The organism is Streptomyces humicola (genome assembly GCF_024436035.1).
Classification (GTDB): domain Bacteria; phylum Actinomycetota; class Actinomycetes; order Streptomycetales; family Streptomycetaceae; genus Streptantibioticus_B; species Streptantibioticus_B humicola.
On sequence record NZ_JANFNG010000004.1, the window covers coordinates 251119 to 273546 of the forward strand.

Annotated in this window: 19 protein-coding genes; 6 read left to right on the forward strand and 13 right to left on the reverse strand. The window is 71.0% G+C overall.

All coding sequences use genetic code 11. The features are described from left to right. Nucleotide 1 precedes the first annotated feature (1 nt). From NGB36_RS08890 to NGB36_RS08900, 3 genes are read right to left on the reverse strand one after another with little or no spacing between them, the layout of a single operon-like run. Complete coding sequence (locus NGB36_RS08890; protein WP_255919599.1) at nucleotides 2-1162, reverse strand: acyl-CoA dehydrogenase family protein; 1161 nt, start codon at nucleotides 1160-1162, stop codon at nucleotides 2-4. Between the two features lie 3 nt (nucleotides 1163-1165). Further along, nucleotides 1166-2098: an SDR family oxidoreductase gene (locus tag NGB36_RS08895; RefSeq protein WP_255919600.1), complete on the reverse strand. Its 933-nt coding sequence runs from the start codon at nucleotides 2096-2098 to the stop codon at nucleotides 1166-1168. Then, complete coding sequence (locus NGB36_RS08900; protein ID WP_255919601.1) at nucleotides 2088-3278, reverse strand: amidohydrolase family protein; 1191 nt, start codon at nucleotides 3276-3278, stop codon at nucleotides 2088-2090. Before NGB36_RS08900 ends, NGB36_RS08895 begins: the two co-directional genes overlap by 11 nt. A 100-nt stretch (nucleotides 3279-3378) precedes the next feature. Here NGB36_RS08900 and NGB36_RS08905 point away from each other — a divergent pair, with 100 nt between their 5' ends. Next, nucleotides 3379-4986, forward strand: a complete 1608-nt coding sequence (locus NGB36_RS08905; RefSeq protein ID WP_255919602.1) for a class I adenylate-forming enzyme family protein — start codon at nucleotides 3379-3381, stop codon at nucleotides 4984-4986. Here the strand turns inward: NGB36_RS08905 and NGB36_RS08910 are convergent. From NGB36_RS08910 to NGB36_RS08920, 3 genes are all read right to left on the reverse strand, one after another. Beyond that, the gene (locus tag NGB36_RS08910; protein WP_255919603.1) at nucleotides 4950-5465 is read right to left on the reverse strand and encodes an O-acetyl-ADP-ribose deacetylase; all 516 of its coding nucleotides are present in this window, start codon (nucleotides 5463-5465) and stop codon (nucleotides 4950-4952) included. The two genes, NGB36_RS08905 and NGB36_RS08910, sit on opposite strands and share 37 nt — an antisense overlap. Nucleotides 5466-5565: 100 nt before the next feature. Next, nucleotides 5566-6759 carry an elongation factor Tu gene (gene tuf / locus NGB36_RS08915; protein ID WP_255919604.1) on the reverse strand — a complete coding sequence of 398 codons (1194 nt, stop codon included), beginning with the start codon at nucleotides 6757-6759 and terminating at the stop codon, nucleotides 5566-5568. A 120-nt stretch (nucleotides 6760-6879) separates the two neighbouring features. After that, nucleotides 6880-7254, reverse strand: coding sequence for an STAS domain-containing protein (locus tag NGB36_RS08920; protein ID WP_255919605.1), 375 nt, complete (start codon nucleotides 7252-7254; stop codon nucleotides 6880-6882). Nucleotides 7255-7545: 291 nt separating this feature from the next. Here NGB36_RS08920 and NGB36_RS08925 point away from each other — a divergent pair, with 291 nt between their 5' ends. Together NGB36_RS08925 and NGB36_RS08930 are read left to right on the forward strand one after the other, a co-directional pair. Then, nucleotides 7546-8133, forward strand: a complete 588-nt coding sequence (locus NGB36_RS08925; RefSeq protein ID WP_255919606.1) for a sigma-70 family RNA polymerase sigma factor — start codon at nucleotides 7546-7548, stop codon at nucleotides 8131-8133. Nucleotides 8134-8141: 8 nt separating this feature from the next. Further along, entirely contained in the window at nucleotides 8142-9413 is a 1272-nt protein-coding gene (locus NGB36_RS08930) for a maleylpyruvate isomerase N-terminal domain-containing protein (protein WP_255919607.1), read from the forward strand. A 119-nt stretch (nucleotides 9414-9532) separates the two neighbouring features. Here NGB36_RS08930 and purU read toward each other — a convergent pair whose 3' ends face one another. Then, nucleotides 9533-10420, reverse strand: coding sequence for a formyltetrahydrofolate deformylase (gene purU / locus NGB36_RS08935; RefSeq protein ID WP_255919608.1), 888 nt, complete (start codon nucleotides 10418-10420; stop codon nucleotides 9533-9535). Between the two features lie 108 nt (nucleotides 10421-10528). Continuing rightward, nucleotides 10529-11029 (reverse strand): SCO4402 family protein, encoded by a 501-nt coding sequence (locus NGB36_RS08940; protein ID WP_255919609.1) that lies wholly within the window; start codon nucleotides 11027-11029, stop codon nucleotides 10529-10531. Nucleotides 11030-11198: 169 nt separating this feature from the next. Here NGB36_RS08940 and NGB36_RS08945 point away from each other — a divergent pair, with 169 nt between their 5' ends. Next, entirely contained in the window at nucleotides 11199-12443 is a 1245-nt protein-coding gene (locus NGB36_RS08945) for an ABC transporter substrate-binding protein (protein WP_255919610.1), read from the forward strand. Between the two features lie 39 nt (nucleotides 12444-12482). On the opposite strand, the gene NGB36_RS08950 is transcribed toward NGB36_RS08945, so the two are convergent. Then, complete coding sequence (locus tag NGB36_RS08950) at nucleotides 12483-13970, reverse strand: hypothetical protein (RefSeq protein ID WP_255919611.1); 1488 nt, start codon at nucleotides 13968-13970, stop codon at nucleotides 12483-12485. Between the two features lie 265 nt (nucleotides 13971-14235). Continuing rightward, nucleotides 14236-15618, reverse strand: coding sequence for an NsdA family TPR-like regulatory protein (locus NGB36_RS08955; protein WP_255919612.1), 1383 nt, complete (start codon nucleotides 15616-15618; stop codon nucleotides 14236-14238). Between the two features lie 287 nt (nucleotides 15619-15905). On the opposite strand from NGB36_RS08955, the gene NGB36_RS08960 reads away from it, so the two are divergent. Beyond that, a complete protein-coding gene (locus tag NGB36_RS08960; RefSeq protein ID WP_372509394.1) occupies nucleotides 15906-16625 on the forward strand; it encodes a bifunctional DNA primase/polymerase in 720 nt (239 codons plus the stop codon). Nucleotides 16626-16850: 225 nt separating this feature from the next. Continuing rightward, the gene (gene mptB, locus NGB36_RS08965) at nucleotides 16851-18380 is read left to right on the forward strand and encodes a polyprenol phosphomannose-dependent alpha 1,6 mannosyltransferase MptB (protein WP_255919613.1); all 1530 of its coding nucleotides are present in this window, start codon (nucleotides 16851-16853) and stop codon (nucleotides 18378-18380) included. A 59-nt stretch (nucleotides 18381-18439) separates the two neighbouring features. On the opposite strand, the gene NGB36_RS08970 is transcribed toward mptB, so the two are convergent. Genes NGB36_RS08970 through NGB36_RS08980 form a run of 3 tightly spaced genes read right to left on the reverse strand, consistent with a single transcriptional unit; the run spans nucleotide 18440 to nucleotide 22421 of the window. Then, a complete protein-coding gene (locus NGB36_RS08970) occupies nucleotides 18440-21508 on the reverse strand; it encodes a BTAD domain-containing putative transcriptional regulator (protein WP_255919614.1) in 3069 nt (1022 codons plus the stop codon). A 32-nt stretch (nucleotides 21509-21540) separates the two neighbouring features. After that, a complete protein-coding gene (locus NGB36_RS08975; protein WP_255919615.1) occupies nucleotides 21541-21999 on the reverse strand; it encodes a TadE/TadG family type IV pilus assembly protein in 459 nt (152 codons plus the stop codon). Next, a complete protein-coding gene (locus NGB36_RS08980; RefSeq protein WP_255919616.1) occupies nucleotides 21996-22421 on the reverse strand; it encodes a TadE/TadG family type IV pilus assembly protein in 426 nt (141 codons plus the stop codon). Before NGB36_RS08980 ends, NGB36_RS08975 begins: the two co-directional genes overlap by 4 nt. Nucleotides 22422-22428: the final 7 nt, after the last annotated feature.

Below are 22428 nucleotides of genomic sequence, written 5' to 3' on the forward strand. Positions count from 1 at the left end.
GTCACGGCCCTTTCGGCAGGCCGAGGATGCGCTCGGCGACGATGTTCTTCTGGATCTGCGACGTCCCGGCGGCGATGGTGTACGACAGCGACGAGAGCCGGGCGTTGGTCCACTCCTCGTCCGCGTCCAGCGCGCCCCCGCCGAGCACCTCCGCCGCCGCCTCGTACAGCTCCTGCCGCGCGTGCGAATAGCGCAGCTTGAACACCGAGCCGCCGGGCCCCGGCACCGCCCCCGGACCCGACCGCTGCGCCTCGCTCACATTCCACTGCGTGAGCCGCCACAGGACGGAGAACTCCGCCGCAAGCCGCCCGAGTCTGCGCCGCAGGACCGGATCGTGCCATCTGCCGTTGGCCCTGGCGGCCGCCGCGATGTGCCCCAGCGTGCGCCGGCACGCGACGACTTCCCCCACGAACGCCGTACCGCGCTCGAAGGAGAGGGTCACCATGGTGACGCGCCACCCGTCGTTCTCCTCCCCCACCCGATGGGCCACCGGCACCCGCACCTCGTCGAGGAATACCTCGGCGAACTCCTCGGAGCCCGCCACCGTGCGCAGCGGGCGCACGGTGACGCCCGGTGCGTCCATCCGCATCGCCAGCCAGCTGATGCCCCGGTGCCTGGGCGCTCGCGGATCGGTGCGCACCAGCAGCTCGCACCAGTCGGCGACTTCGGCGTGCGATGTCCAGATCTTCGATCCGGTGACGACGTAGGCGTCGCCGTCGCGCACCGCCGCCGTGCGCAGCGCCGCGAGATCGGAGCCGGCCTCGGGCTCGCTGAACCCCTGGCACCACACCTCCTCCCCGCGCAGGATCGGCGGCAGCCAGCGGCGCCGCTGCTCCTCGGTGCCCTCGGCGGCGATGGTGGGCCCGGCGTGCAGCAGGCCGACGAAGTTGGCGCCCACGTACGGCGCGCCCGCGCGCTCGGTCTCCTCCAGGAAGATCAGGTGCTGGGTCGGGGTGGCACCGCGCCCGCCCGCATCGGCGGGCCAGTGCAGACCGGCGTATCCGGCGTCATAGAGCATGCGCTGCCAGGCACAGTCATAGGCCCGGCGGCCCGGCCAGTCGGACGGGTCCGGCGGTGGCGGGAGCTTGGGCAGCACCTCGCCGAGCCAGGCGCGCAACCCGGCTCGGAACGCTTCCTCCTCCTCACTGCAGTCCAGGTCCATGACTCACCCCGTGGGTCCGCCGGGGCCCGAAGGCCGCGCTCCGTAGACGGGTTCTGGAGCGGGCGCCTGGTCGGTCAACTTGCCCACGACCGCGCCGAGCTCCTCCGGACGCCATCGGCGCCCTGCGTCCGCAGCCGGTCCGTGGCGCCAGCCGTCGGCGAGCGAGATCCTGCCGCCCTCGACCTCGAAGACGCGCCCGGTGACCGCGGACGACTCGGCGCTGCCGAGCCATACGACGAGGGGCGCCACATTTCCCGGGTGGTAGTGGTCGAAACCCGATTCCGGCTTGGCCACGAGCTCCGGCATCGTCGCAACGGTCATACGGGTACGGGCCGCCGGCGCGATCGCGTTGACAGTGACCCCGTACCGCCCCAGCTCCTCCGCGGCGACCAGCGTCAGGCCGACGATCCCGGCCTTTGCCGCCGCGTAGTTCCCCTGCCCGACACTGCCCATCAGCCCTGCGCCCGAGGTGGTGTTGATCACGCGGGCGTCGACGGACCGCCCCGCCTTGGCCTGCCCGCGCCAGTACGCCGCGGCGTGGCGCAGCGGCGCGAAGTGCCCCTTGAGGTGCACGCGGACGACCGCGTCCCACTCGTCCTCGTCCATCGAGACGAGCATGCGGTCGCGCAGGATTCCGGCGTTGTTGACGAGGACGTCGAGTCGTCCGAACGCGTCGAGGGCGGTGCGGACGAGCGAGGCCGCACCAGACCAGGTGTCGATGGGCTCGGTATGCGTGACGGCCTCGCCACCGTGCTCGCGTATCTCCTCGACGACCTCCGCGGCGTCACGCGCCGCCACGTCGCCGACCACGACCCGGGCGCCCGCCGCGGCGAAGGCGAGCGCGTGCTCGCGTCCGATGCCGGCGCCCGCGCCGGTGACCGCGACGACTCGCCGCGTGCACAGGCCCCGCTGCTCACTGCTGCGCTCACCGGTCAAGGTCCAGCTCCAGCATCCGGATGGCGTTGCCGCGCATCAGCTTGTGGACCGTCTCGTCGTCGAGACCCTTCACATGGTCGAGAGCGATCTCCTTGGTGTGCGGGAAGGTTGAGTCGACGTGCGGGTAGTCGGTCTCGAACGTCGCGTTGTCCCGGCCCACCGCATCGAGCGAGGCGACCCCGTGCTTGTCGCGGAAGAAGCAGCAGAAGATCTGCCGGTAGTAGTAGGTGGACGGCGGTTCCGGAACGATGTCGCGCACCCCGCCCCAGGCCCGGTGCTCCTCCCACACGTCGTCGGCGCGTTCGAGCGCGTACGGGATCCAGCCCATCTGCCCTTCGCTGTAGGCGAGCTTCAGCCGCGGGAAGCGCACCAGGACCCCGCTGAAGAGGAAGTCCATCATCGACGCCATCGCGTTGTTGAAGCTGAGCGACGCCTGGACGGCAGGGGGTGCGTCGGGGGAGGCGGCGGGCATCTGTGAGGAGGAGCCGATGTGCATGTTGACGACCGTGCCCGTCCCCTCGCACACCGCGAAGAACGGATCCCAGTACCCGCTGTGGATACTCGGCAACCCCAGGTACGTCGGGATCTCGCTGAAGGTGACCGCCCGCACGCCGCGCGCCGCGTTCCGCCGGATCTCGGCGACGGCCAGTTCGACGTCCCACAGCGGGATCAGGCAGAGCGGGATCAGCCGGCCGCCGCTGTCCCCGCACCACTCCTCCACCATCCAGTCGTTGTAGGCACGGACGCAGGCGAGCGCGACCTCCTTGTCCTTCGCCTCCGCGAAGGTCTGGCCGCAAAAACGCGGGAAGGTGGGGAAGCACAGCGACGCCTCGACATGGTTGAGGTCCATGTCGGCGAGCCGGGCCGCCGGGTCCCAGCAGCCGCGTCGCATCTGCTCCCGTGTGATGCCTTCCAGCGTCATCTCGTCCCGGTCGAAGCCGACGGCGGCGATGTTGCGCTTGTACGGGAACTTCAGGTCCTCGTAGATCCACCAGTCGGTCGGCGGGCCGTCCGGGTCCATGGTGATCTGGTACTTCCCGCCCACGTAGGCGAGTTCGCCGATGCCCGCGGTGAGCGGCTTGGGTCCGCGGTCGCGGTACTTCGCCGGCAGCCAGGTCTCGAAGAGGTGCGCGGGCTCGATCACATGGTCGTCGACGCTGACGATGCGCGGCAGTTCCATCCGGTTCTCCCCGCGGCCGATAGCTGATACTCCATCAGAACTACGGTATACCTGACACTGCGTCAGGTGAAGCCGGAGTCCGCGCGAACGAAAGGCGGCCATGGACACCACGACCCCCAACGACCTCGCCGCGTCACGCACCCTGTGGGAGCTCATCGCACGCCGCGCCGCCCTCACCCCCGACGCGGCCGTGCTCCTCGACACCGCCGACCGTCACCTCACCTTCGGCGAACTGCACGACCGCGCCGAACGCGTCGCCGCCGGGCTGTACGGCATCGGGGTGCACCCGGGCAGCCGGGTCTGCTGGCAACTGCCCACCCGGATCGAGACAGTGCTGCTCTCCGCCGCCCTCGCACGCCTCGGCGCCGTCCAGACGCCAGTGATCCCCCTCTACCGCGACCGCGAGGTCGGCCACGCCCTGCGCGAGACCGGCGCCGCCCACCTCGTCATACCCGGCGAGTGGCGCGGCTTCGACTTCACGGCCATGGCCGACCGGCTGGCCCGCGGGCTTCCCCGGCCGCCCGCGGCTTTGATCGTCGACGGCACGCCCCGGCACCCGCTGCCCGACGGCGATCCGTCCGTCCTGCCCTCCGCGCCCTCAGACGGCACCGAAGTCCGCTGGATCTACTGGACTTCCGGAACCACCTCCACCCCGAAGGGCGTGCTGCACACCGACCGCAGCCTGATCGCAGGCGGCTCGTGCCTCGCCCACGCCCTGCGCATGCGCTCGCACGACGTCGGCTCCATCGCCTTCCCCTACGCCCACATAGGCGGCCCCGACTATCTGGTGATGCTGCTGCTCTACGGCTTCCCTGCGCTGCTGTTCGAGCACTTCGCCATGGAGGACGCGCTGGACGCCTACCGCCGCCACGGCGTCACCCTGGCCGGCGGCTCCACCGCCTTCTACACGCTCTTCCTCGCCGAGCAGCGCAAACTACCGCCCGGGACACAGCTGATCCCCTCCCTCCGTCTCCTCGCGGGCGGCGGCGCCCCCAAGCCGCCCGAGGTGTACTACGACGTCGTGCGTGAGCTCGGCTGCCAACTCACCCACGGCTACGGCATGACCGAAGCCCCGATGATCACCATAGGGCGCCCCACTGACACTCCGGAGCAGCTCGCCACCACCGAAGGCCCCCCGCCCGCCGCCATGGAGATACGCATCACCGACCCCGACGGCAAACCCCTGCCGCCCGGCGCCGACGGCGAGGTGCGGCTGCGCGGCGAGGCCGTGTGCCACGGCTACCTCGACCCGGCCCAGACCGCCGAGGCCTTCGACGAGGACGGCTTCTTCCGCACCGGCGACCTGGGCCATCTCACCCACGAGGGCCACCTCGTCCTCACCGGCCGCCTGAAGGACATCATCATCCGCAAGGGCGAGAACATCTCCGCCAAGGAGATCGAGGATCTCCTCTACGCCCACCCGGCGGTCGGCGACGTCGCCGTCATCGGCCTGCCGGACCACCAGCGCGGTGAGCGCGTCTGCGCCATCGTGGAACAGCCACCGGGCGCCGCCCCGCTCACCCTCGCCGAGGCCACCGCATACTTGCGCTCCCGCGGACTGTCCGTCCACAAACTCCCCGAACAACTGGAGATCGTCGACGCCCTGCCGCGTGGGGACACACTGCGCAAGGTCCTCAAGTACAAACTGCGCGAGCGCTACGGCGACCACCGCTATGGCGACCGCGACGCGGCGAGGAAGGCGGAATAGGCGTTCTCGTCGAAGAGGACGAAACGCACCTCGGAGACCTTGGTGGCCGCGGCACGCACAGCCGCGACCGCGATCCGGGCGCCGTCGTCGAGCGGCCACCGGTAGACGCCCGTGGAGATCGCCGGAAACGCCACCGCCCGCGCCCCCAGTTCATCGGCCACACGCAGCGATTCGCGATAACAGGAGGCCAGCAGCTCCGAGCGGTCCTCGCTCGCCGACCACACAGGCCCCACCGTGTGGATCACCCAACGCGCAGGCAGCCGCCCGGCGGTCGTGGCCACCGCTTGCCCCGTCGGCAGCCCTTTCCCGTAGCGCGAGGCCCGCAGCTCGCGGCATTCCGCCAGAATCTCCGGACCGCCCCTGCGGTGAATCGCGCCGTCGACCCCGCCGCCGCCGAGCAGCGAGGAATTCGCGGCATTCACGACGGCGTCGACGGCCTGCTCGGTGATGTCACCGCGCATAAGAACGAGGGAGACCATGGCCGGATTCTCCCACCCGGGCGACGCATCCGGCCGGGTGCGTCGCCCGGGGGCGCACCGCGCGGCGCGCCGTTCCCTCGACGATCTGCGAGACGATCTGCTATTTGATGATCCTGGTGACCTGGCCTGCGCCGACGGTCCGGCCGCCCTCGCGGATCGCGAATTTCAGGCCCTCCTCCATGGCGATCGGTTGGATCAGCTGCACCAGCATCGTGGTGTTGTCGCCCGGCATCACCATTTCGGTGCCCTCCGGAAGAGTGACGACGCCCGTCACGTCGGTGGTCCGGAAGTAGAACTGCGGGCGGTAGTTGTTGAAGAACGGGGTGTGGCGTCCGCCCTCGTCCTTCGACAGGATGTACGCCTGCCCCTCGAACTCCGTGTGCGGGGTCACGGTGCCCGGCTTGATGACGACCTGGCCGCGCTCGACATCCTCACGCTTGATGCCGCGCAGCAGCAGACCGACGTTCTCACCCGCCCGGCCCTCATCGAGCAGCTTGCGGAACATCTCGATGCCCGTGACGGTGGTGCTGATCTTCTCCGGGTGGATTCCGACGATGTCCACCGCGTCGTTGACCTTCAGCACACCGCGTTCGATGCGGCCGGTCACGACGGTGCCACGGCCGGTGATGGTGAAGACGTCCTCGATCGGCATCAGGAACGGCTTGTCGATGTCCCGCTCCGGTTCCGGGATGTACTCGTCGACGGCCTCCATCAGCTTCACCACGGACTGGGCCCACTCCGGGTCGCCCTCCAGCGCCTTCAGCGCGGAGACCCTGACCACCGGCAGGTCGTCGCCGGGAAACTCGTACGCCGAGAGGAGTTCGCGGACCTCCATCTCGACAAGTTCCATGATCTCCTCGTCGTCGACCATGTCGGCCTTGTTCAGGGCGACGACGATCGCCGGCACTCCGACCTGGCGGGCGAGGAGCACGTGCTCCTTGGTCTGCGGCATCGGGCCGTCGGTGGCCGCGACCACGAGGATGGCTCCGTCCATCTGGGCGGCGCCGGTGATCATGTTCTTGACGTAGTCGGCGTGCCCCGGACAGTCGACATGCGCGTAGTGACGGTTCTCCGTCTGGTACTCGACGTGCGCGATGGAGATCGTGATACCGCGTTGCCGCTCTTCGGGGGCCTTGTCGATGTCCTCGAACGGCGTAAACGGGTTGAGATCGGGGTGCGCGTCGTGCAGCACCTTGGTGATCGCCGCAGTGAGCGTCGTCTTACCGTGGTCGATGTGACCGATGGTGCCGATATTGACGTGCGGTTTTGTCCGCTCGAACTTCGCCTTGGCCACTGCATTCCTCCTGTCGGCCCGCGACCCACTGTCGCAGTGAGTAACCTTCCGTAACGATATGTTGTCACGGAGCACCGAGCAGCGAGGCCGGGACATCAGCGCGCGCTGTGCCGCATGCCGCTATGCCGTGAGGGGCCGTGCCGCCTCGTCGACGGCCGCGCTCTGGTCGGAGTAGACGTCGAAGAGGCGTCGTACGCCGAGCGCCGCGAGGACCCGGTTGACGTGGGAGCCGTCCACCGCGCCCTGGGCCGGCAGAATCAGCCGCAGCCGACCCGCACACGAGCGCATCAGTCGTCGGGCGGCGATCAGCACGCCGACCCCGCTGGAGTCGCAGAACCTCACGTCGGACAGGTCGAGCACGACGCTGCGCCGCCCGTCCGCGACGGCGTCGTGCACGTGCTGGCGCACTCCGGGGGAGGACACCAGGTCCAGCTCACCCGACACCTGCAGGATCGTCCAGCCGTCCCGCTCCTCGGCCTTCACGCTCAACGCCACTGGCTCGCTGCCCTTCGTCAGCAGGGTCTTCCCGTGCCCCCACTGACCCTATGCCCAGCGGCAATCCCTTCCCCGCCATCCCACTGTCACACCCGCATAACACGTCGACTCCCGCGGTCTGTTCTGTGCACGATGCGTAATCAATCGATCGGTTTCGGTGAGTTCTCGAAGCTCGTTGCGGCAAAGGGGCGTACGTTGTCGGAGGCGGCGGATACATTCGAGGCGGAGGGCACGGAAGGGTCCACGCACGGACCGCAGGGCAGGACGCGCGAGCCGAGAGGGGGCGGCCGGATGGCGACACCCGCACCACCGCGCTGGGACCGCAAGATGCAGCAGCGCCTCGCCCGCGGCGAGGAGGCGGCGCTCGGCGAGTTGTACGACCGTTTCGCCTCGCTCGTCCACAGCATCGCGCACCGTGTCATGGCGGACGAGGACGCGGCTGACCAGATCACCCGTGAGGTCTTCGGTTACATCTGGGAGAACCCGGATGCGTTCGATCCCAAGGACGGCAACATGCGTTCGTGGATCGCCAGCCTCACCCAGCGTCAGGCCGTCCACCGGCTGCGCCGCTCCGAGGCCGAGCGCGTACGGATCGGCGGCGAACGGTCCGCGGCCCAGCTCGAGGCGAGAGTCCGTGAGGCGAACACGGCCGCACGCGCGGACTTCATTCGCACGTCCATGCCGTCCTCAATACGCGCCACGCTCGAACTCGCCTATTTCCAGCGGCGCGACTACCGGCGGACCGCCGCGGAACTCGGCCTCACGGAGAACGAGACACGCCGCCGGCTCCGCCTCGGGCTGCAGATGCTCTCCACCGCAATGCAACCGCCGCAGTCCTCGCCCTCGCCCCCGTCCGGCTCTTCCGGCGGTGTGTTGTGAACGGCCCGATGGGCAACGAGCCGCTGGGCGACGGGGACACCCCGCCGCACGGCATGCCCTTGCCTCGCGTACCGCAGCCGCGCGATGCGGCGGACGACATGCCGTCCATGCCCGAGTCCCAGCCTGTGCCTGCCCTTGAACCGGAGCTGGAGCCGCAGCCCCGGCTCGTCGCGGATCCTGCCCTGCCCGCCTACCACTTCGACCACGACACCCTCAAGTCCCTCCTCGGGGCCTGGGCGTTGTCCGCCTGCTCCGCCGAGGAAAGTGCCGCCGTCGAAGACCACCTCACCCACTGCGCCTCCTGTGCGGAGGAGGCGTTGCGGCTGCGCGACGCGGTGGGGCTGCTCCACCGGGAGGACTCGCTCGACCTCGACCCGCTGCTGCGGGCCAGGGTGCTGGAAGGCTGTCTCGGCCGACGGCCGGCGCGCATCCCCGTCCCCGAGTGGGCGGGCCCGTACGATGCCGAGACCGCGCGGCTCGACGCCTTCCTCGGTGATCTCGGCGATCCGGAATGGGAGATGCCGGTCCGGCTGACGTGGTCGGGCGGGCAGCGGCAGCTCACGCTCAGCGGGGTGCTCGCCCATCTCGGCTCGATCGACGGCCTGGTCGCCATGGCGATCGGCCTCGACGATCCGCTCGGCCCCGACGCACCGCGCACCATTGCCGGCCGTACCGACGAAGCCGCCGACCGGTGCGGCCACCATTCGCACGCACTCATACGGAGCTCCTGGCGCGCCCAGACCCGCGGCATCGTGCGCACACTGTCGTTCGCGGGGACGAGCAGCGGCGGCCTGCCCGTCGACTTCACCGGGCTCGTCCTGCCGATCCGCGACGCGCTGATCGACCGCGCCTTCGAGTGCTGGATCCACGCCGAGGACGTCGCCACGGCACTGGACTACCCGTACGAGCCGCCCGCGCCGCGGCACTTGAACCGGATCATCGACCTGGCCGCCCGCCAGCTGCCGGCCGTCCTGGCCGAGCGCAGAAGAGCGGGACTCGCCTCGTCGCCGGGCTGGTTGACGGAGGCGGGCACGCCGGGCCGCACGCTCCATCTGGAGGTGGAGGGGCAGGGCGGAGGCCACTGGTACATCCCGCTCGACTCGCCCGCGGCGATCGCCTCACCGGACACCGAGGTGGCGCATGTCGCCCTGGAGGGCATCGAGTTCTGCCAGCTGGCCGCGGGTCACCGGCATCCGGAGGACCTGGCGGCAGGCCAGGACGGCGAGCGGGAGGCGATCCGCGACGTGCTCTGCGCCACTGCGAGCATGTCCCGGATGTGACAGGCGCGGATGAGACAGGCGCGGATGAGACAGGCGCGGATGAGACAGGCGCGATGTGAAGCACGCAGCTGTGACGGACGGACGTGGCCGTCAGGCCCGGGGGTGCCATGCCACGGGCGTCAGGCGAAGACGACCGTGCGGGTGCCGTTGAGCAGGACGCGGTGCTCGCTGTGCCACTTCACCGCACGCGCCAGCGCCTGGCACTCGACGTCCCGGCCGACCGCCACCAGCTGTTCCGGGGTGGCCTCGTGCCCCACGCGCTCGACCTCCTGCTCGATGATCGGGCCCTCGTCGAGGTCGGCGGTGACGTAGTGCGCCGTCGCGCCGATCAGCTTCACACCGCGCGCATGCGCCTGGTGGTAGGGCTTGGCTCCCTTGAAGCTCGGCAGGAAGGAGTGGTGGATGTTGATGATCCGGCCCGCTAGTTTCTTGCACAGATCGTCGGAGATCACCTGCATGTAGCGGGCGAGCACGACCAGCTCGACGCCCTCCGCCTCCACGATATCCAGCAGCTCGGCCTCGGCCTGTGGCTTGGCGTCCTTGGTGACGGGAATGTGGTGGAACGGGATGCCGTAGGAGCCGACCAGCTCCTCGAAGTCCGTGTGGTTCGAGACCACCGCGGCGATCTCGACCGGCAGCGCCCCGATCCGGCTGCGGAAGAGGAGATCGTTCAGACAGTGCCCGAACTTGCTGACCATGATCAGAATGCGCATCTTCTGATCGGCCGAGTGGATCTGCCAGTCCATCCCGAAGCTGTCCGCGACGGCGGCGAAGCTCGCCCGCAGCTTGTCTGCGGTGACCGGCGGCTCCGCCGAGAAGTGGACCCGCATGAAGAACAGGCCAGTGTCCTGGTCGCCGAACTGCTGGCTGTCGACGATGTTGCAGCCGGTCATGAACAGATAGCTGGAGACGGCGTGCACGATGCCCCGCTTGTCGGGGCAGGACAGCGTCAGCAGGTACTGGTCGTGATCGGAGCGTGCGGGCTTGGCGGGCTGCGAGTCGTTCACCGCAATAGCGTCGCACACCGACCACCGGCCCTCGCCACCCGTCCGCCAGACGGACCGACCCTGAGACGGACCGCGTCCGGACGGACCGACCCCGAGACGGACCGGGTCCTAGACGGACCGGGTGTAAATGGCGAGCACGTCGAGCGAGCGCGGCGGTGCGTCCGGGTCGTCCTGGTCGTTGGTGGCCAGGACGACGTGCGCCTCGCGTGCCGCGCGTACCGCATCCGGCCAGTCCGGGTTCTCCAGGTACGCCTGCACGGGTGCGTCAGCGCCCACCTGGTGCAGGATCCGCAGCACACGCAGCACCGCCGCATCGACCAGCGTCGCCTCGTGAGCGTCCCGGAATATCGTCCCGACGTACTTCTCGGCCGACCAGTTGTCGAGCCAGGTGTCCTCGACCAGCCGGTAGACGGCATCGGTGACGTCCCCGTACCCGGGACGCCCCGCCAGCCAGCACTCCTGCTGGAAGACGGGATCGCTGATCATGTGCAGCGCGGAGCGCACATTGCTGCGCCAGCGCCACCAGGGCATGTCGTTGAGCGGCATACGCCCCATCGTGGAGGAGCGGGCACCTCGCCGGGAAGACTTCTCCGAACCTTGCACGGTCATCGATCGTACGTTCAGATGAAGCCACGATCGAACACGCCATGGGCACATGCCGCCCCGCCCGCCGCCCGTAGGGGCTTCACAGCGATGCGCCCGCTGTTCACCGTGCCGTCACTTCGCGTTGCACGAGCAGCACTGCCCCGTTGGTAGCAGGGCACAAACCTACGTATCCATGACCGCAACGACCGCAACACGCCGCGTCGGTGTCTTGGCGGCGGCAGCCGCCTTCCTGCTCAGCGGATGCGGCGTGATCCCGGGAACGTCCGGCTCCCAGGACCCCATCGTGGTCATGACCTGGGCCCCCGAGGGAACCGACGCGACCAATATGCCTGGTATGCCTGCGATGGCCGAGGCATACGCGCGCATGGTCAATGCCCAGGGCGGCATCAACGGTCGCTCCCTGCAGGTCCTCACCTGCAACGAGCACAACGACAGCGTGCAGGCCGAGAATTGTGCGCAGCAGGCCGTGGAGGCGCACGCCGTCGCCGTCATCGGGTCCTACAGCCAGTACGGCGAAAGTTTCATGCCCACGCTGGAGGACGCCGGCATCCCGTACCTCGGCGGCTACGGGATCACGCAGGAGGAGTTCACCAGCCCGCTCTCCTACCCCGTCAACGGCGGGGCGCCCGCGCTGCTCGCCGGCAACGGACGTCAGCTCGCCAGTGGCTGCCGCAAGGTCTCCCTCGTACGGCCCGACACCGAGGCGGGCGACAGCTTCCCCGAGTTCCTCGACGCCGGACTCGCCTACGGCGGCAACTCCACCCCCGCGCAGGACGTCAGGGTCCCCGAGGCCGCCACCGACTACAGCGGCGCTGCCCAGACCGCGGTGGGCTCGGGTGAGCCCGGCCAGTGCGTCACCGCGGTGCTGGGCGGCAACACCGGAACGTTCTTCGACGACTTCCGGCGGCTCGACTTCGGGCCGCAGATACGCACCGCGTCCGTGCTCGGCAGCGTCGACCAGCCGATGCTCGACGCGATGGGAGGCGCGGACGGTCCGATGGAGGGCTCCTACGCAACCGGTTGGTATCCGCCGCCGGGCGATCCGCGCTGGAACGCGATGCGCGACGCCGTCGACAAGTACGCCTTCGGGGACACCAACCTCGACGTCGCCGACCCGGGCGCCGAGACGACATGGATCGCCTACACCGCCTTCGCCACCGTCGTCCGCTCGCTCGGCGACGGCCCGGTCACGGCATCGACCGTGCAGCACGCTCTCGACCAGGCGCACGGCATCTCGACGGGCGGGCTGACCCCGCCGCTCGGATGGCAGTACGGGGACCTGCTCGCCGTGCAGAACTATCCGCGCATGGTAAATGCAACCGTGACATATCAGATCGTACGGGACGGCGAACTCACGGCGGTGGGCCGGGGCGGCTTCGTCAACATGAGCAGCACGCTGGAGCGCGCGCACGACTGACGACCGGGCCGCCGACGGCGGCGGCCCGGTCGCCGGCCGCTAGAGCTGCGAGTACTGGCGCTGGGTGAGGCCGTACTGCCGGGCGATCGGGTTCCACAGCGCCGCTGCCTGCTGCTTGGCATAGGTGGCCTCGCCGCTCGACGCGTTGCCCTGCTGCATCTGCGGGGTCGGCGAGGAGTGGCCCTTGCGGCAGCCGTTCTTGTCCCTGGCCATCTGGTCGGCCCACTGCGCGTAGTGCTGGTCGGCGGCGGCCGATGACTTCCACGCCATGGTCAGTTGGCTCACCAACTCGGAGTGACTGGGCAGCTGATCGAGGGAGAGCTGGGACAGCTGCGAGACGAGGGCGTCGCGCTGGCCGGCAGCACCGCGCAGGTCGGCCGCCGCGGCGGCGAGATTGCCACAGTCCTTGATGGACTGGACGGCGTTGATCACGGTGGTGCGGCTGCTGCCGCTCTGACCGAGCAGCGCGTCCAGCGACTGGGCCTGTTGGGCCGCGGCGGCGTTGGCACCGGCACCCGACGAGGCCTTGGTGGTGGCGGACGCGGCGGAACCCGCCTTCTGCTGGTCCGAGCCGTTGCCCCCGGCGCCGAACAGGGCACCGGCGGTGAGACCGACGACCGCGCAGGCGGCGACGGCGATGCCGACGACGGCGCGCGTCGAGAGCTTCTTGCGCGGGAGCTGCGGATGAGGCTGCTGCCGGGGCTGCGACGGGCCGCCGTAGGACGGCGGGACGGGCGGCATCGTACGTGTCGGCGGCGCCACCGCTTCGTCGTTCCTGCGGTAGAGAAAGTCGTAGTCGTCCTGCGGCTGCGGCTGCGACTGCTGCAGGCCCTGCTCAGGCGACGGCGACGGCGACTGCGACTGCGACTGCGACTGCCACGCCTCGTCGATCCGGGGCAGCTGCTGCGTCGCAGCCGCCCTGCCCAGGACGGCGGTCTCCTGCTGGTGCCCCAGTGGTACGGACGGGTGGTCGCCGGGCGCACCCGGGCGGATCGCGTACGGAGCGGCCTGCGGCATCGGCGGGCTCGGCGGCGGCGCAGGCGGCTGCTCGGGCAGCGGCGGGACGGGAGCGCGGAACTCCTGCTCGGGCGGGAGCGGCATGCGCGCGGGAGGGCGCAGCTGCTGCGTGTGCTCCACAGGCTGCTGCGCCTGCTGCTGGTAGGGCGAGATGAGCTGGGTCTTCTCGGCGTCGGAGCCGTGCCCCGCGCCGTACCCCTGGTCGTGCACCTGCCCATAGGGCGCGATCAGCTGCGTCGCCTCACCGTCTGCCTGCGCATGCGGGTGCGCCATCTGCGGGTGCGCCGCGGGCTGCTGCGGCTGTGGTGCATCAGCCGACTGTGCCGACGGGCCCCACGGCTGCCCCACCGCGGGCTGGACGACCTGAGTCGGCCCGTCCCACTGCTCGCCGTGCGCGGGCAGCACAACGCCCTCGCGGGCCTCGGGCACCGCCGGAGTCTGCGGCTCACGCGGAATCGGCAGTGGCCGGTACGTGCCGTCCGACGCCTGGTCTCCCCGTCCGCTCTGCATCACCGGAAACTCCTGCCTGCTGCGTAATGTGCCCGCCCCCGGCCGGGCCTACGGAACGTCGGCTCACGCTACCGGGTCAAATAACGTCACCACCACGCACCCGTGGGAGTGACCCGGCAGTAGCAGGCTGACGCCGGTCCGCATGGCCGGAATCGCGCGCGATTCGCCATGGGTTGAGGCACCTTGCGGGGCCGGTGTGTCGGTCCCGTAACAATTCGGCGTACGGATCCCGGAGAACCTTCCCAGGAGCGTCGTCCGGTGTGAGCTACGCCGCCGCACCGACCTCCTCCAGCCGCGCGTCGAACTCCCTCACCGACGTCTCCTGGCCGAACGGTTCGAGGCGGCGCCTGAAGTCGTCCAGATACTCTGCGCCACGGCTGGACCGCAGGCCACCCAGCAGCGTCACCGCCTGCGTCGCCGTGTGACAGGCCTCGTCGACCTCACGCGCCTGCAACTGGGCGGTGGCGAGCAGCAGCAGGCCGATCGCCCGCCGCCGTGCCCGCGTCGGCGGATGCCCCGCCAGCGCCTCCTCCGCCCGCCGCGCCGCGGGCCCGGCCTGCCCCAGGTCGCGGTGGCAGTGCGCCAACTCGTCCGCGAGATAAGCCTGGTCGAAATGGGCGATCCAGTCGGGGTCGTCGCCCGGCGTGGCACGTTCCAGCGCCTCGACGGCCTTGCCCGCGACCACGCTCGTCGTCCGCGCGTCGCCCAGCAGCGCGTGGCCGCGCGCCTCCGCCGCATAGAACATCGCCTGCGCGGTGGGCGTGGCGTGGCCGCGCGCACCCTCCTGCGCGGCCCGGGCCAACTGCGCGATCTCCCGCGGATTGCCGAGCGAGGCGGCGAGGTGGCTCATTCCGGCGGCGAGCACATAGCCGCCGTAACCGCGGTCGCCCGCGGCCTGGGCGAGGCGCAGCGCCTGGATGTAGTAGCGCTGGGCGAGGCCCGGCTGGCCGGTGTCGACGGCCATGTAGCCGGCCAGCTCGGTCAACCGGGCGACGGCGGCGAAGAGTTGGCGGCCGGTCGCCTCCCGGTAGGAACCGGCGAGCAGCCCGGAAACCACACTGTTGAGGTAATGCACGACCACCGGTCTGACGTGGCCGCTGCCGAAGCGGTGATCGAGTTCGACCAGCGCCTGCGTCGTCGCCCGCACCGCCTCGACGTCGCAGGTGCCCACACGCGGCCCGCCGTTGCGGGAGACCGCGGTGTCCGGACCGGTGATCAGCCAGTCGCGGCTGGGCTCGACGAGCGCGGAGGCGGCGACCGTCGAACCGGTGAGGAAGTCGCGGCGGCCGGCGTCACTGCGCCACAACTCGCAGGCCTGCTCCACGGCGCCCAGCACGGTCGGTGCGAAGTGCAGGCCGACACCGGACGCCAGATGCTTGCCGTTGGCCATGCCGATCTCGTCGATCGTCACGGTACGGCCGAGCTTGCGGCCCAGTGCCTCGGCGATGATCGCGGGAGCCCTGCCGCGCGGCTGCTGCCCGCCCAGCCAGCGGGCCACCGACGTCTTGTCGTACCGCAGGTCGAGGCCGTGTTCGGCGCCGCAGACGTTGACCCTGCGGGCAAGTCCGGCGTTGGAACACCCTGCTTCCTGGATGAGTACCTGCAGCCGTTCGTTCGGCTGTCGCGCCACGAGCGGTCGCGCGGCCATCGTCGTCCCCCTCATTCCGCCGGGCGCCCTGGACGGCCCCCGGCACCCCTGCAAGATCCCTACGCGAGATCTCTGCCCACCACGGCTCGGTCTGTATGCCGCCGATACCCGACTGATTCATGAATTGTTCAGGTATCTTCCGACTGTTTCCCACCTGCTCCGCCGGACGGACCGAAGGGGTCCTACCCGCCGCCGACCCCGCCCCCTCCCACGCGCCCCCGTCCTGCTTCCGTGCGCCCCGCGTGTCGCGTCATGGCCGCCCGTAACCCTTACTGACAAGGGGAGTTGTGATTCGCGTGGAAGACACCATCGCATCCTCGCCGCGCCTCGCCGTGCCCACGCCGTCCGCGTCCACCCCACCGTCCGCACCGACCGAGCAGCTGCGCGAGGCGGCCCTGCGCTACGCGGAGGAGCGGCACTGGGACGTGCTCCCCGGCACCTGGCTGGAGGAGGGCGACGACGGGGCCGTGCACTGCTCGTGCGGCGACCCGGTATGCGCAGAGCCCGGCGCTCACCCGTCCCGCGCCGACTGGCCCGGCCAGGCGAGCGGCAGCGCCGTCGCCGTCCGCCGGATGTGGCGGAACGAGCCGCGTGCATCCGTCCTGCTGCCCACCGGCCGCACCTTCGACGTGATCGACGTGCCCGAGGTCGCCGGATGCCTGGCGCTGGCGCGGATGGAACGGATGGAGCTCCCGCTCGGTCCCGTGCTGTGCACGCCGACCCGGCGCCTCGCCTTCTTCGTGCTGCCCGGCGCGGCCGTCAAGGTCCCGGATCTGCTGCGGCGGTTGGGCTGGCCGCCGTACGCCCTCGACCTGACGGTGCGGGGCGAGGGCGACTACGTGGTGGCCCCGCCGACCCGCATGACCGGCGCCGGGTGCGTGCCCGGGTGTGTGCAGTGGGCGCGCCATCCGACCGAGATGAACCGCTGGCTCCCCGACGCCGAGGAGCTGCTGAGCCCCCTCGCCTATGCCTGCGGCCGCGAGGCGGCGGCCCGGCGCGGCCGGTAGCCGCTCGACCGCTCCGTGGCCGCCGCACGCCGGGGATCACCCGTACGGGCGATGGCGTCCACGGGATGTGACGCAAGGTCACACATCTGTCGCAACCGCGCCGAATGGCAACTATTTGCATTTGTTCGACTACAGTGCGCAATCATGTATGCGAACGTGTCTGCCCTGACAGCTGCCACGTCTGCCAGGTCGGGGCGATTCCCGGTCGGCACCAGAGCGCGGTCGGTGTCATGGTGCCGCCTCCTGGGCGCAGCAGGGGCGGTCGCGCTGACGACGGGCGCGCTCGGGGCGGGGGCGCTCCCGGCACACGACCCCTCCGGATTGTGGCTGTGGCGCGGCCCGCAGTTTGCGCAGCTGGGTCTCGCGCTCGCGTACGGCGGCCTCGTCCTGCTGGTCGGGGCCTGGTGGCGGCTGGGCTCGCTCATCGCGCGCGGTACACGGGTCGAGGGACGTGACGTGCTGGTCACGCTGGCCTGGTGGACGGTTCCGCTGTGCGTGGGCCCGCCGCTGTACAGCAGCGACGTCTACAGCTACGTCGCCCAGGGGGCGATGGCGCTGCGCGGCCTCGATGTCTACCGCTACGGGCCGGCGGCGCTCGGCGGGGTGCTGGCGCACAACGTGGCCCATGTGTGGCGGTGGACCCCCTCCCCGTACGGGCCGGTGTTCATGAGTGTCGCCAAGCTCGTGGCACGGGGCGCCGGCACCAACGTGATCGCCGGCGTGCTCGGCATGCGGGCAGCCGCGCTCGCCGGGATCGGACTGATCGCGTGGGCCGTACGGCGTCTTGCGGGCTTCACCGGCGTCGCGGAGGCGGGCGCGCTGTGGCTCGGGGTGCTCAACCCGCTGGTGCTGATCCACCTGGTTGCGGGGGTGCACAACGACGCCCTGATGATCGGCCTGATGATGGCCGGTTTCGTCCTGACGCGACGGGACAGACCCGTGCTGGGCACGGTGTTCGTCGCACTGGCGATGCTGGTCAAGTGGCCGGCCGGGGTCGGGCTGCTCTTCCTGCCCGCGCTGTGGCGTACCGTGCCCGGGCGCGCAGGCCGCTGTCTGTGGGTGGCCGCAGTGGCGGCGGCGACGGTCATCGTCACCACGGCGCTCGCCAGGACCGGCTACGGGTGGCTGGTTACCCAGCACGCGCCGATCGCGATCCGCACGCCGATGTCCATCACGACGGACTTCGCGCAGCCGTTCGTGGTACTGGCCAAGGTGTCGGGCATGGCCGGTCCCGACGAGACCCTCACGGTGGTGCAGGAGTTGGGGATGGGGGGCGCGCTTGCCGTCGTCGCGGTGTGGGCGTGGCGCGTCCTGCGCAGCGCCGGAAGCGGAACACCGTCGGGCGGGGGCGGGCGCATGGCGCGCGGTCCCGTACCCCGGCTCGCAGGGCGGTTCGGGGAACGGTTCGTGCGGCGCGTGCCGAAGCATGCTCCGGAGTGCGCGGCCGACGGCGCACCTCGGCGTCCTGCGCACCACCCCGAGTACGCACTGGGCCTGAGCCTGCTGGCTCTCGTGGCTCTCGCGCCCGTCGTGCAGCCGTGGTACATGCTGTGGGGCCTGATCCCGATCGCGGCCACGGGCTGGGACCGTACGACCGGCGACGTGCTGAAGGTGGCCTCGGCGGGACTGGCCTTTCTCGTCCTTCCCTCGGGCAACGGACTCGACCCCGAGATCGTCCAGTACGCGCTGGCCGGCATCGCGTTGGTGGCCGCCGCGCTGCGACTGCGGCGTACGACCGCACAACTCCGTTCCTGAACCCTCGGGCTCGTAACCCCACCCCTCGGCGTCCGCCACGCCCGCCGGCCGCCGCCGGGCTAGGCACCGGTCTGGGCGCGCCAGCTCGGGAGGAGTTCGTCCAGCAGCGCCCGCGTGCGGGGTGGGAGGCCGCGCGGTCCGTGGTGGGTTCTGGCGCGGTCCGCCAGTTCCGCTGCCGTCGACCGGAGCCGGGCCTCGTCACCGGTGGCGTGCACGGCGCGCAGCAAGGCGACCCACAGCCGTTCGTCGCCGGGGGTGACCCGCATTGCGGCCTGGATGGCGTTCACCGCAGCCTCGGCGTTGCCCGTCGCACGGTGCTCGTCGCAGAGCGCGATGGCGACTTCGCTGACCAGCAGCGGGAGTTGGGCCTCGACGATCTCGTGGGCCAGCCATCCGTATCGGCCCGCCGGGCGGTCCGCGAGCAGCGGCCCGCGGGCCAGCGCGAGGGCGTCGCCCAGCAGGCGGCGTCGGGCGGCGGCGTCGCGGCGGCCGCGGCCGTCCTCGGCGTCGTGGCGGAGGGTCTGCAGGACGTCCCAGTCGGAGACGACGGAAGTGGACAGCGACAGGCGGCCGTCCTCACCCGTCCGCAGCCGCGGGGTGCCGTCGGGGTCCGTGCCGAGCCAGCTCCCGACCCGCTCGATCACCGCGTCGCGCACGTCGTCGGTGGCGCCGCGCGGCCACAGCGCGGAGGCGAGCACGCGCGGATGCACGCCGTCGCGGTGCAGGAGCAGCAGGGCGAGGGCCTCGTGCGCGAGGACGCTGCGGTCGGCGTCGAGCGCATCCACGCCCATGACCTCGAACGGTCCCATCAGGCGTGCGTAGACCGCCGGGCGTCCCTGATCGCTGAGGTCGACGAGGAACGGCGGCGCCGTCGAGCCGGGCTCGGGAGCGCCATCGGGACCGCCGGCGTCGGCGAAGAGCCGCAGTACGGCCTCGTACTGCGTTTGGGGAAGGCGCTGTGCTTCCAGGTCGAGGCCGAGCAGCGGGGCGAGCAGCCGCCCGTCCGGCGTGGCCTCCAACTGCCATGCTGCACCCGGGAGTTCGGGGCGCGAAGTGGCGATGAGGTAGCCGATGCCCAGCAGGCCCGAGTCGGCGGCGAGCGCGGCAAGCCGTTCGGCCTGCTCGGGCGTCGGGTCGGCGGCGAGGAGCACGAGGTGCGGGGCCCACTGGGTGTGCTGCGCCTGGCCCGCGCGCCCGGTCAGCACACTGTTGTGCCCGGCCGTGCCAAGGGCTCCGCGCCGCTGAGTGGTCTCGTCCTCCATGGCTTCGAGGAGTTCGCCGAGATCGGGGAGGATCCGTACCCGTGTGGGCGCGAGCGCGCCGAGCGGTTCGCCGAAACCGACGAGGGTGACGGTCATCCGGTCCGACCAGCCGTTGGTGGCGAGTTCTGCGGCAAGGGAGGCGAGCACCGTCTCACGGTCGGCGGGCCCGCCGGAGAGCGTGACGAGGCCGGGAACCGCCTCCAGGTTGAGCAGCAGCCGCGAGCCGTCGAGCGTGCCGAGTGTGGCGAGCCCGGGGTAGGGGGCGACCGGGCTCAGCTCGGCGTCCACGGGCAGCGCGGTGCGGTCGAGCCGCCAGAACGTCTGGTCCTGGCCGATGCGCCAGGGCGCGGGCGGTTCGCCGTCCGGCCAGGCGAGTTGCAGGTGGAGGGCGTCCTCGGCGAGCCAGGCCGCATAGACGGTGGGCAACCTGCGGCCCAGGGCGGCCAGTCGGGCGGACAGCGATCGCAACGCGCGGTCGAGGAAGGCGACGGCACGCGGGTCGGCGCCGACGAGCAGCGCGTCCTGGGTGTCGGCCTCGGCGCCGGGACGCGGAGCGCGCACCGACGGCATACGCAGGCCGGCCGCGGCCGCCTGCAGCAGCGCGGTGCGGCGGCGACGGCCGAGGGCGGCGAGCAGACCCGCGGCGAGCAGCGGCGCGGCGACGAGGGCGTCGGGCAGGCCAGCGTCCTGAACGCTGTGGGAGGCGGCACCGCCGCTGTCGGGTGCGGCAGTCGTCGCGGCCGGGGCCCCCTGCGTCGCCTGTTCCTGCGCCTCGTGTGTCTGGCCTTGGGACGTCTCGCCTTGCGACGTCTGGGTCTGAGGCGTCTGGGTCTGAGGCGTCCCCGCCTGAGGCGTCCCGGCCTGCTGCTGTTCCTGCGCGTCCGGCGTCTGCTGCGTGCCGTGCTGGACATCGTGCTGCGGCGCCGGCGCCGGCGTTGGAGCCGGCGTCGGCGCGGGGACCGGGACAGGCGCCGATGCCTCGACGAGGTCGCCGCCGCGTGCGTCGCCCGGCATCTCCAGGATCCAGCCGGGCCGGATCAGACTCGCCTGCGACAACCGTGAACCGTCCGGCTGTACGCGGTCCTTGTTGAGCTCGAAGATCTCCTTGTAGCGGCGTCCGTCGCCGAGGTGCCGCTGGGCGATCTCCCAGAGCGAGTCGTGGTGACGGCCCTCGGGCGGCTGGATCCGGTAGAACTTCGTGGACTGCCCGGCCTGTGCGGAGTCAGCCGCGATGTCGGTGGTGCCTGTTACGTTGTGATCAGTGTGGTGCTGCTGCACATCGGCTGCAGGCGATGCCGGGGCCCGCTGTCGCATGTGCTGCTGCTGACCGGGGAGTTGCTGGGCGGCGGCAACGGAACCGGGCCGGGCCGGGCCCTGATGCTCCAAACCGCCCCCGAGGGAGGACAGACCGGGCGTGAGGCTCGCCGCGGTCGCTCCCACGAGCAGCAGTGCTGCGACGAGTTGACGTGCGAGCAGCTGGCTCGGTCCCGCGCCGGGGATACGGGACGGAACCCCGACGCCCGAGACCGCGGCCTTGGCCTCGACCAGCACGCAGGCGGTGAACTGCGCCCAGGCAAGCCACACCACCACCGCCAGCACATCGACGAACGTTGTGGAGGTGATCGGATCCTTGAGGGTGTCGAGCGAGGGTACGGAGTGCGGCAGCGGCCAGCCAATGAAGTAGACGAGCGCGCCGGGCACGCCGACGACGAGCACGACGAGGGCAAGGAACGCAGCTGCGGCACGCAGGAAGTCGCCCGTGGTACGCCGCGGACGGGCGCCGGCGGACCCGGCCGGTCCGATCGGTTGTCCGGGTCCGTGTCCGGGTCCGTGTCCGGGTCGCCCACTGGCGGTGGTGCGTGCCATGGTCGTGCCTCTGCCTTCTCTCGGTACGTGGTTCAGCCGGTGAGGGGTTCGGCGTTCGCGCTGCCGTGGACCTGGATGGGGGCGTCGTAGAACAGGCCGGTGAGGACAGGACGGTAGGTGAGCTGGACCTCGACCTGGACCTGCTGTGCGGTGGCGGCCGTGCATCCGGAGGCGGCGACATCGGCACCCGAAAGCCCCGACTGCTGCGCGAACTGCCGTACGCGGGCGGTGCAGTCGGCGGCGTTGATGACGACGGTGCCGTTGTCGCGCAGGGCGCCTTGCTGTACGTCCTCTGCGGCGTAACGGGCTGCCTGCTCGGCGATGTCGGCTGCGCGCTCACGCTGCGAGATCGACAGTCCTCCGTCGATGACGAACGCTGCAAGCCCCATGAACACCACGGCGAAAATGATCACGGCAGCGGCGCCGGAACCCCGCTCGTCGTGGCGCAGCCGCACCACCACCTGCGCGCACCACGCCCTCACTGCCCTCATGACACTCTCCGGTACGGGTCGAGGGGCGCCGTCGAGCGGCCGGTGATCTGCGTGCCGATGTCGAGTCCAAGCATGGCGAGGCCGCGCACCTGGCAGCTGACCTCGACCGTGAACAGCCCGCCCGCCTGGAATCCGGCGCTCATCTGCCGTACGCTGACCGGTCCGCTGCATGTGCTGGCCAGATCTGCATCGGCCGCGGCCTGGGCCTGCCCCATCGCGCTCGCCTCGTCACGTTCCAACGAACCCGCGCGGGCCGCGTCGCGCGCCGCGCCGTCGATCGCGCCACGCGCGTCGACGATCAGCCCGAAGCCGACGAGCACGAGGACGAAGAGCATCAGCACAGGCGCGAGGACGACGACCTCGATCGTCGACAAGCCCTCGTCACCCTCGCGCACCATGGTCGTAAGCGTCGTGAGCCTCATCGGCACC

Coding starts and splice junctions, on each gene's coding strand:
- NGB36_RS08930 (WP_255919607.1), top strand. CDS start 8,142: ATGGGCAACGAGCCGCTGGGCGACGGGGACACCCCGCCGCACGGCATG.
- NGB36_RS08890 (WP_255919599.1), bottom strand. CDS start 1,162: ATGGACCTGGACTGCAGTGAGGAGGAGGAAGCGTTCCGAGCCGGGTTG.
- NGB36_RS08950 (WP_255919611.1), bottom strand. CDS start 13,970: ATGCAGAGCGGACGGGGAGACCAGGCGTCGGACGGCACGTACCGGCCA.
- NGB36_RS08900 (WP_255919601.1), bottom strand. CDS start 3,278: ATGGAACTGCCGCGCATCGTCAGCGTCGACGACCATGTGATCGAGCCC.
- NGB36_RS08945 (WP_255919610.1), top strand. CDS start 11,199: ATGACCGCAACGACCGCAACACGCCGCGTCGGTGTCTTGGCGGCGGCA.
- NGB36_RS08955 (WP_255919612.1), bottom strand. CDS start 15,618: ATGGCCGCGCGACCGCTCGTGGCGCGACAGCCGAACGAACGGCTGCAG.
- NGB36_RS08910 (WP_255919603.1), bottom strand. CDS start 5,465: ATGGTCTCCCTCGTTCTTATGCGCGGTGACATCACCGAGCAGGCCGTC.
- NGB36_RS08970 (WP_255919614.1), bottom strand. CDS start 21,508: ATGGCACGCACCACCGCCAGTGGGCGACCCGGACACGGACCCGGACAC.
- NGB36_RS08975 (WP_255919615.1), bottom strand. CDS start 21,999: ATGAGGGCAGTGAGGGCGTGGTGCGCGCAGGTGGTGGTGCGGCTGCGC.
- NGB36_RS08905 (WP_255919602.1), top strand. CDS start 3,379: ATGGACACCACGACCCCCAACGACCTCGCCGCGTCACGCACCCTGTGG.
- NGB36_RS08925 (WP_255919606.1), top strand. CDS start 7,546: ATGGCGACACCCGCACCACCGCGCTGGGACCGCAAGATGCAGCAGCGC.
- NGB36_RS08940 (WP_255919609.1), bottom strand. CDS start 11,029: ATGACCGTGCAAGGTTCGGAGAAGTCTTCCCGGCGAGGTGCCCGCTCC.
- NGB36_RS08980 (WP_255919616.1), bottom strand. CDS start 22,421: ATGAGGCTCACGACGCTTACGACCATGGTGCGCGAGGGTGACGAGGGC.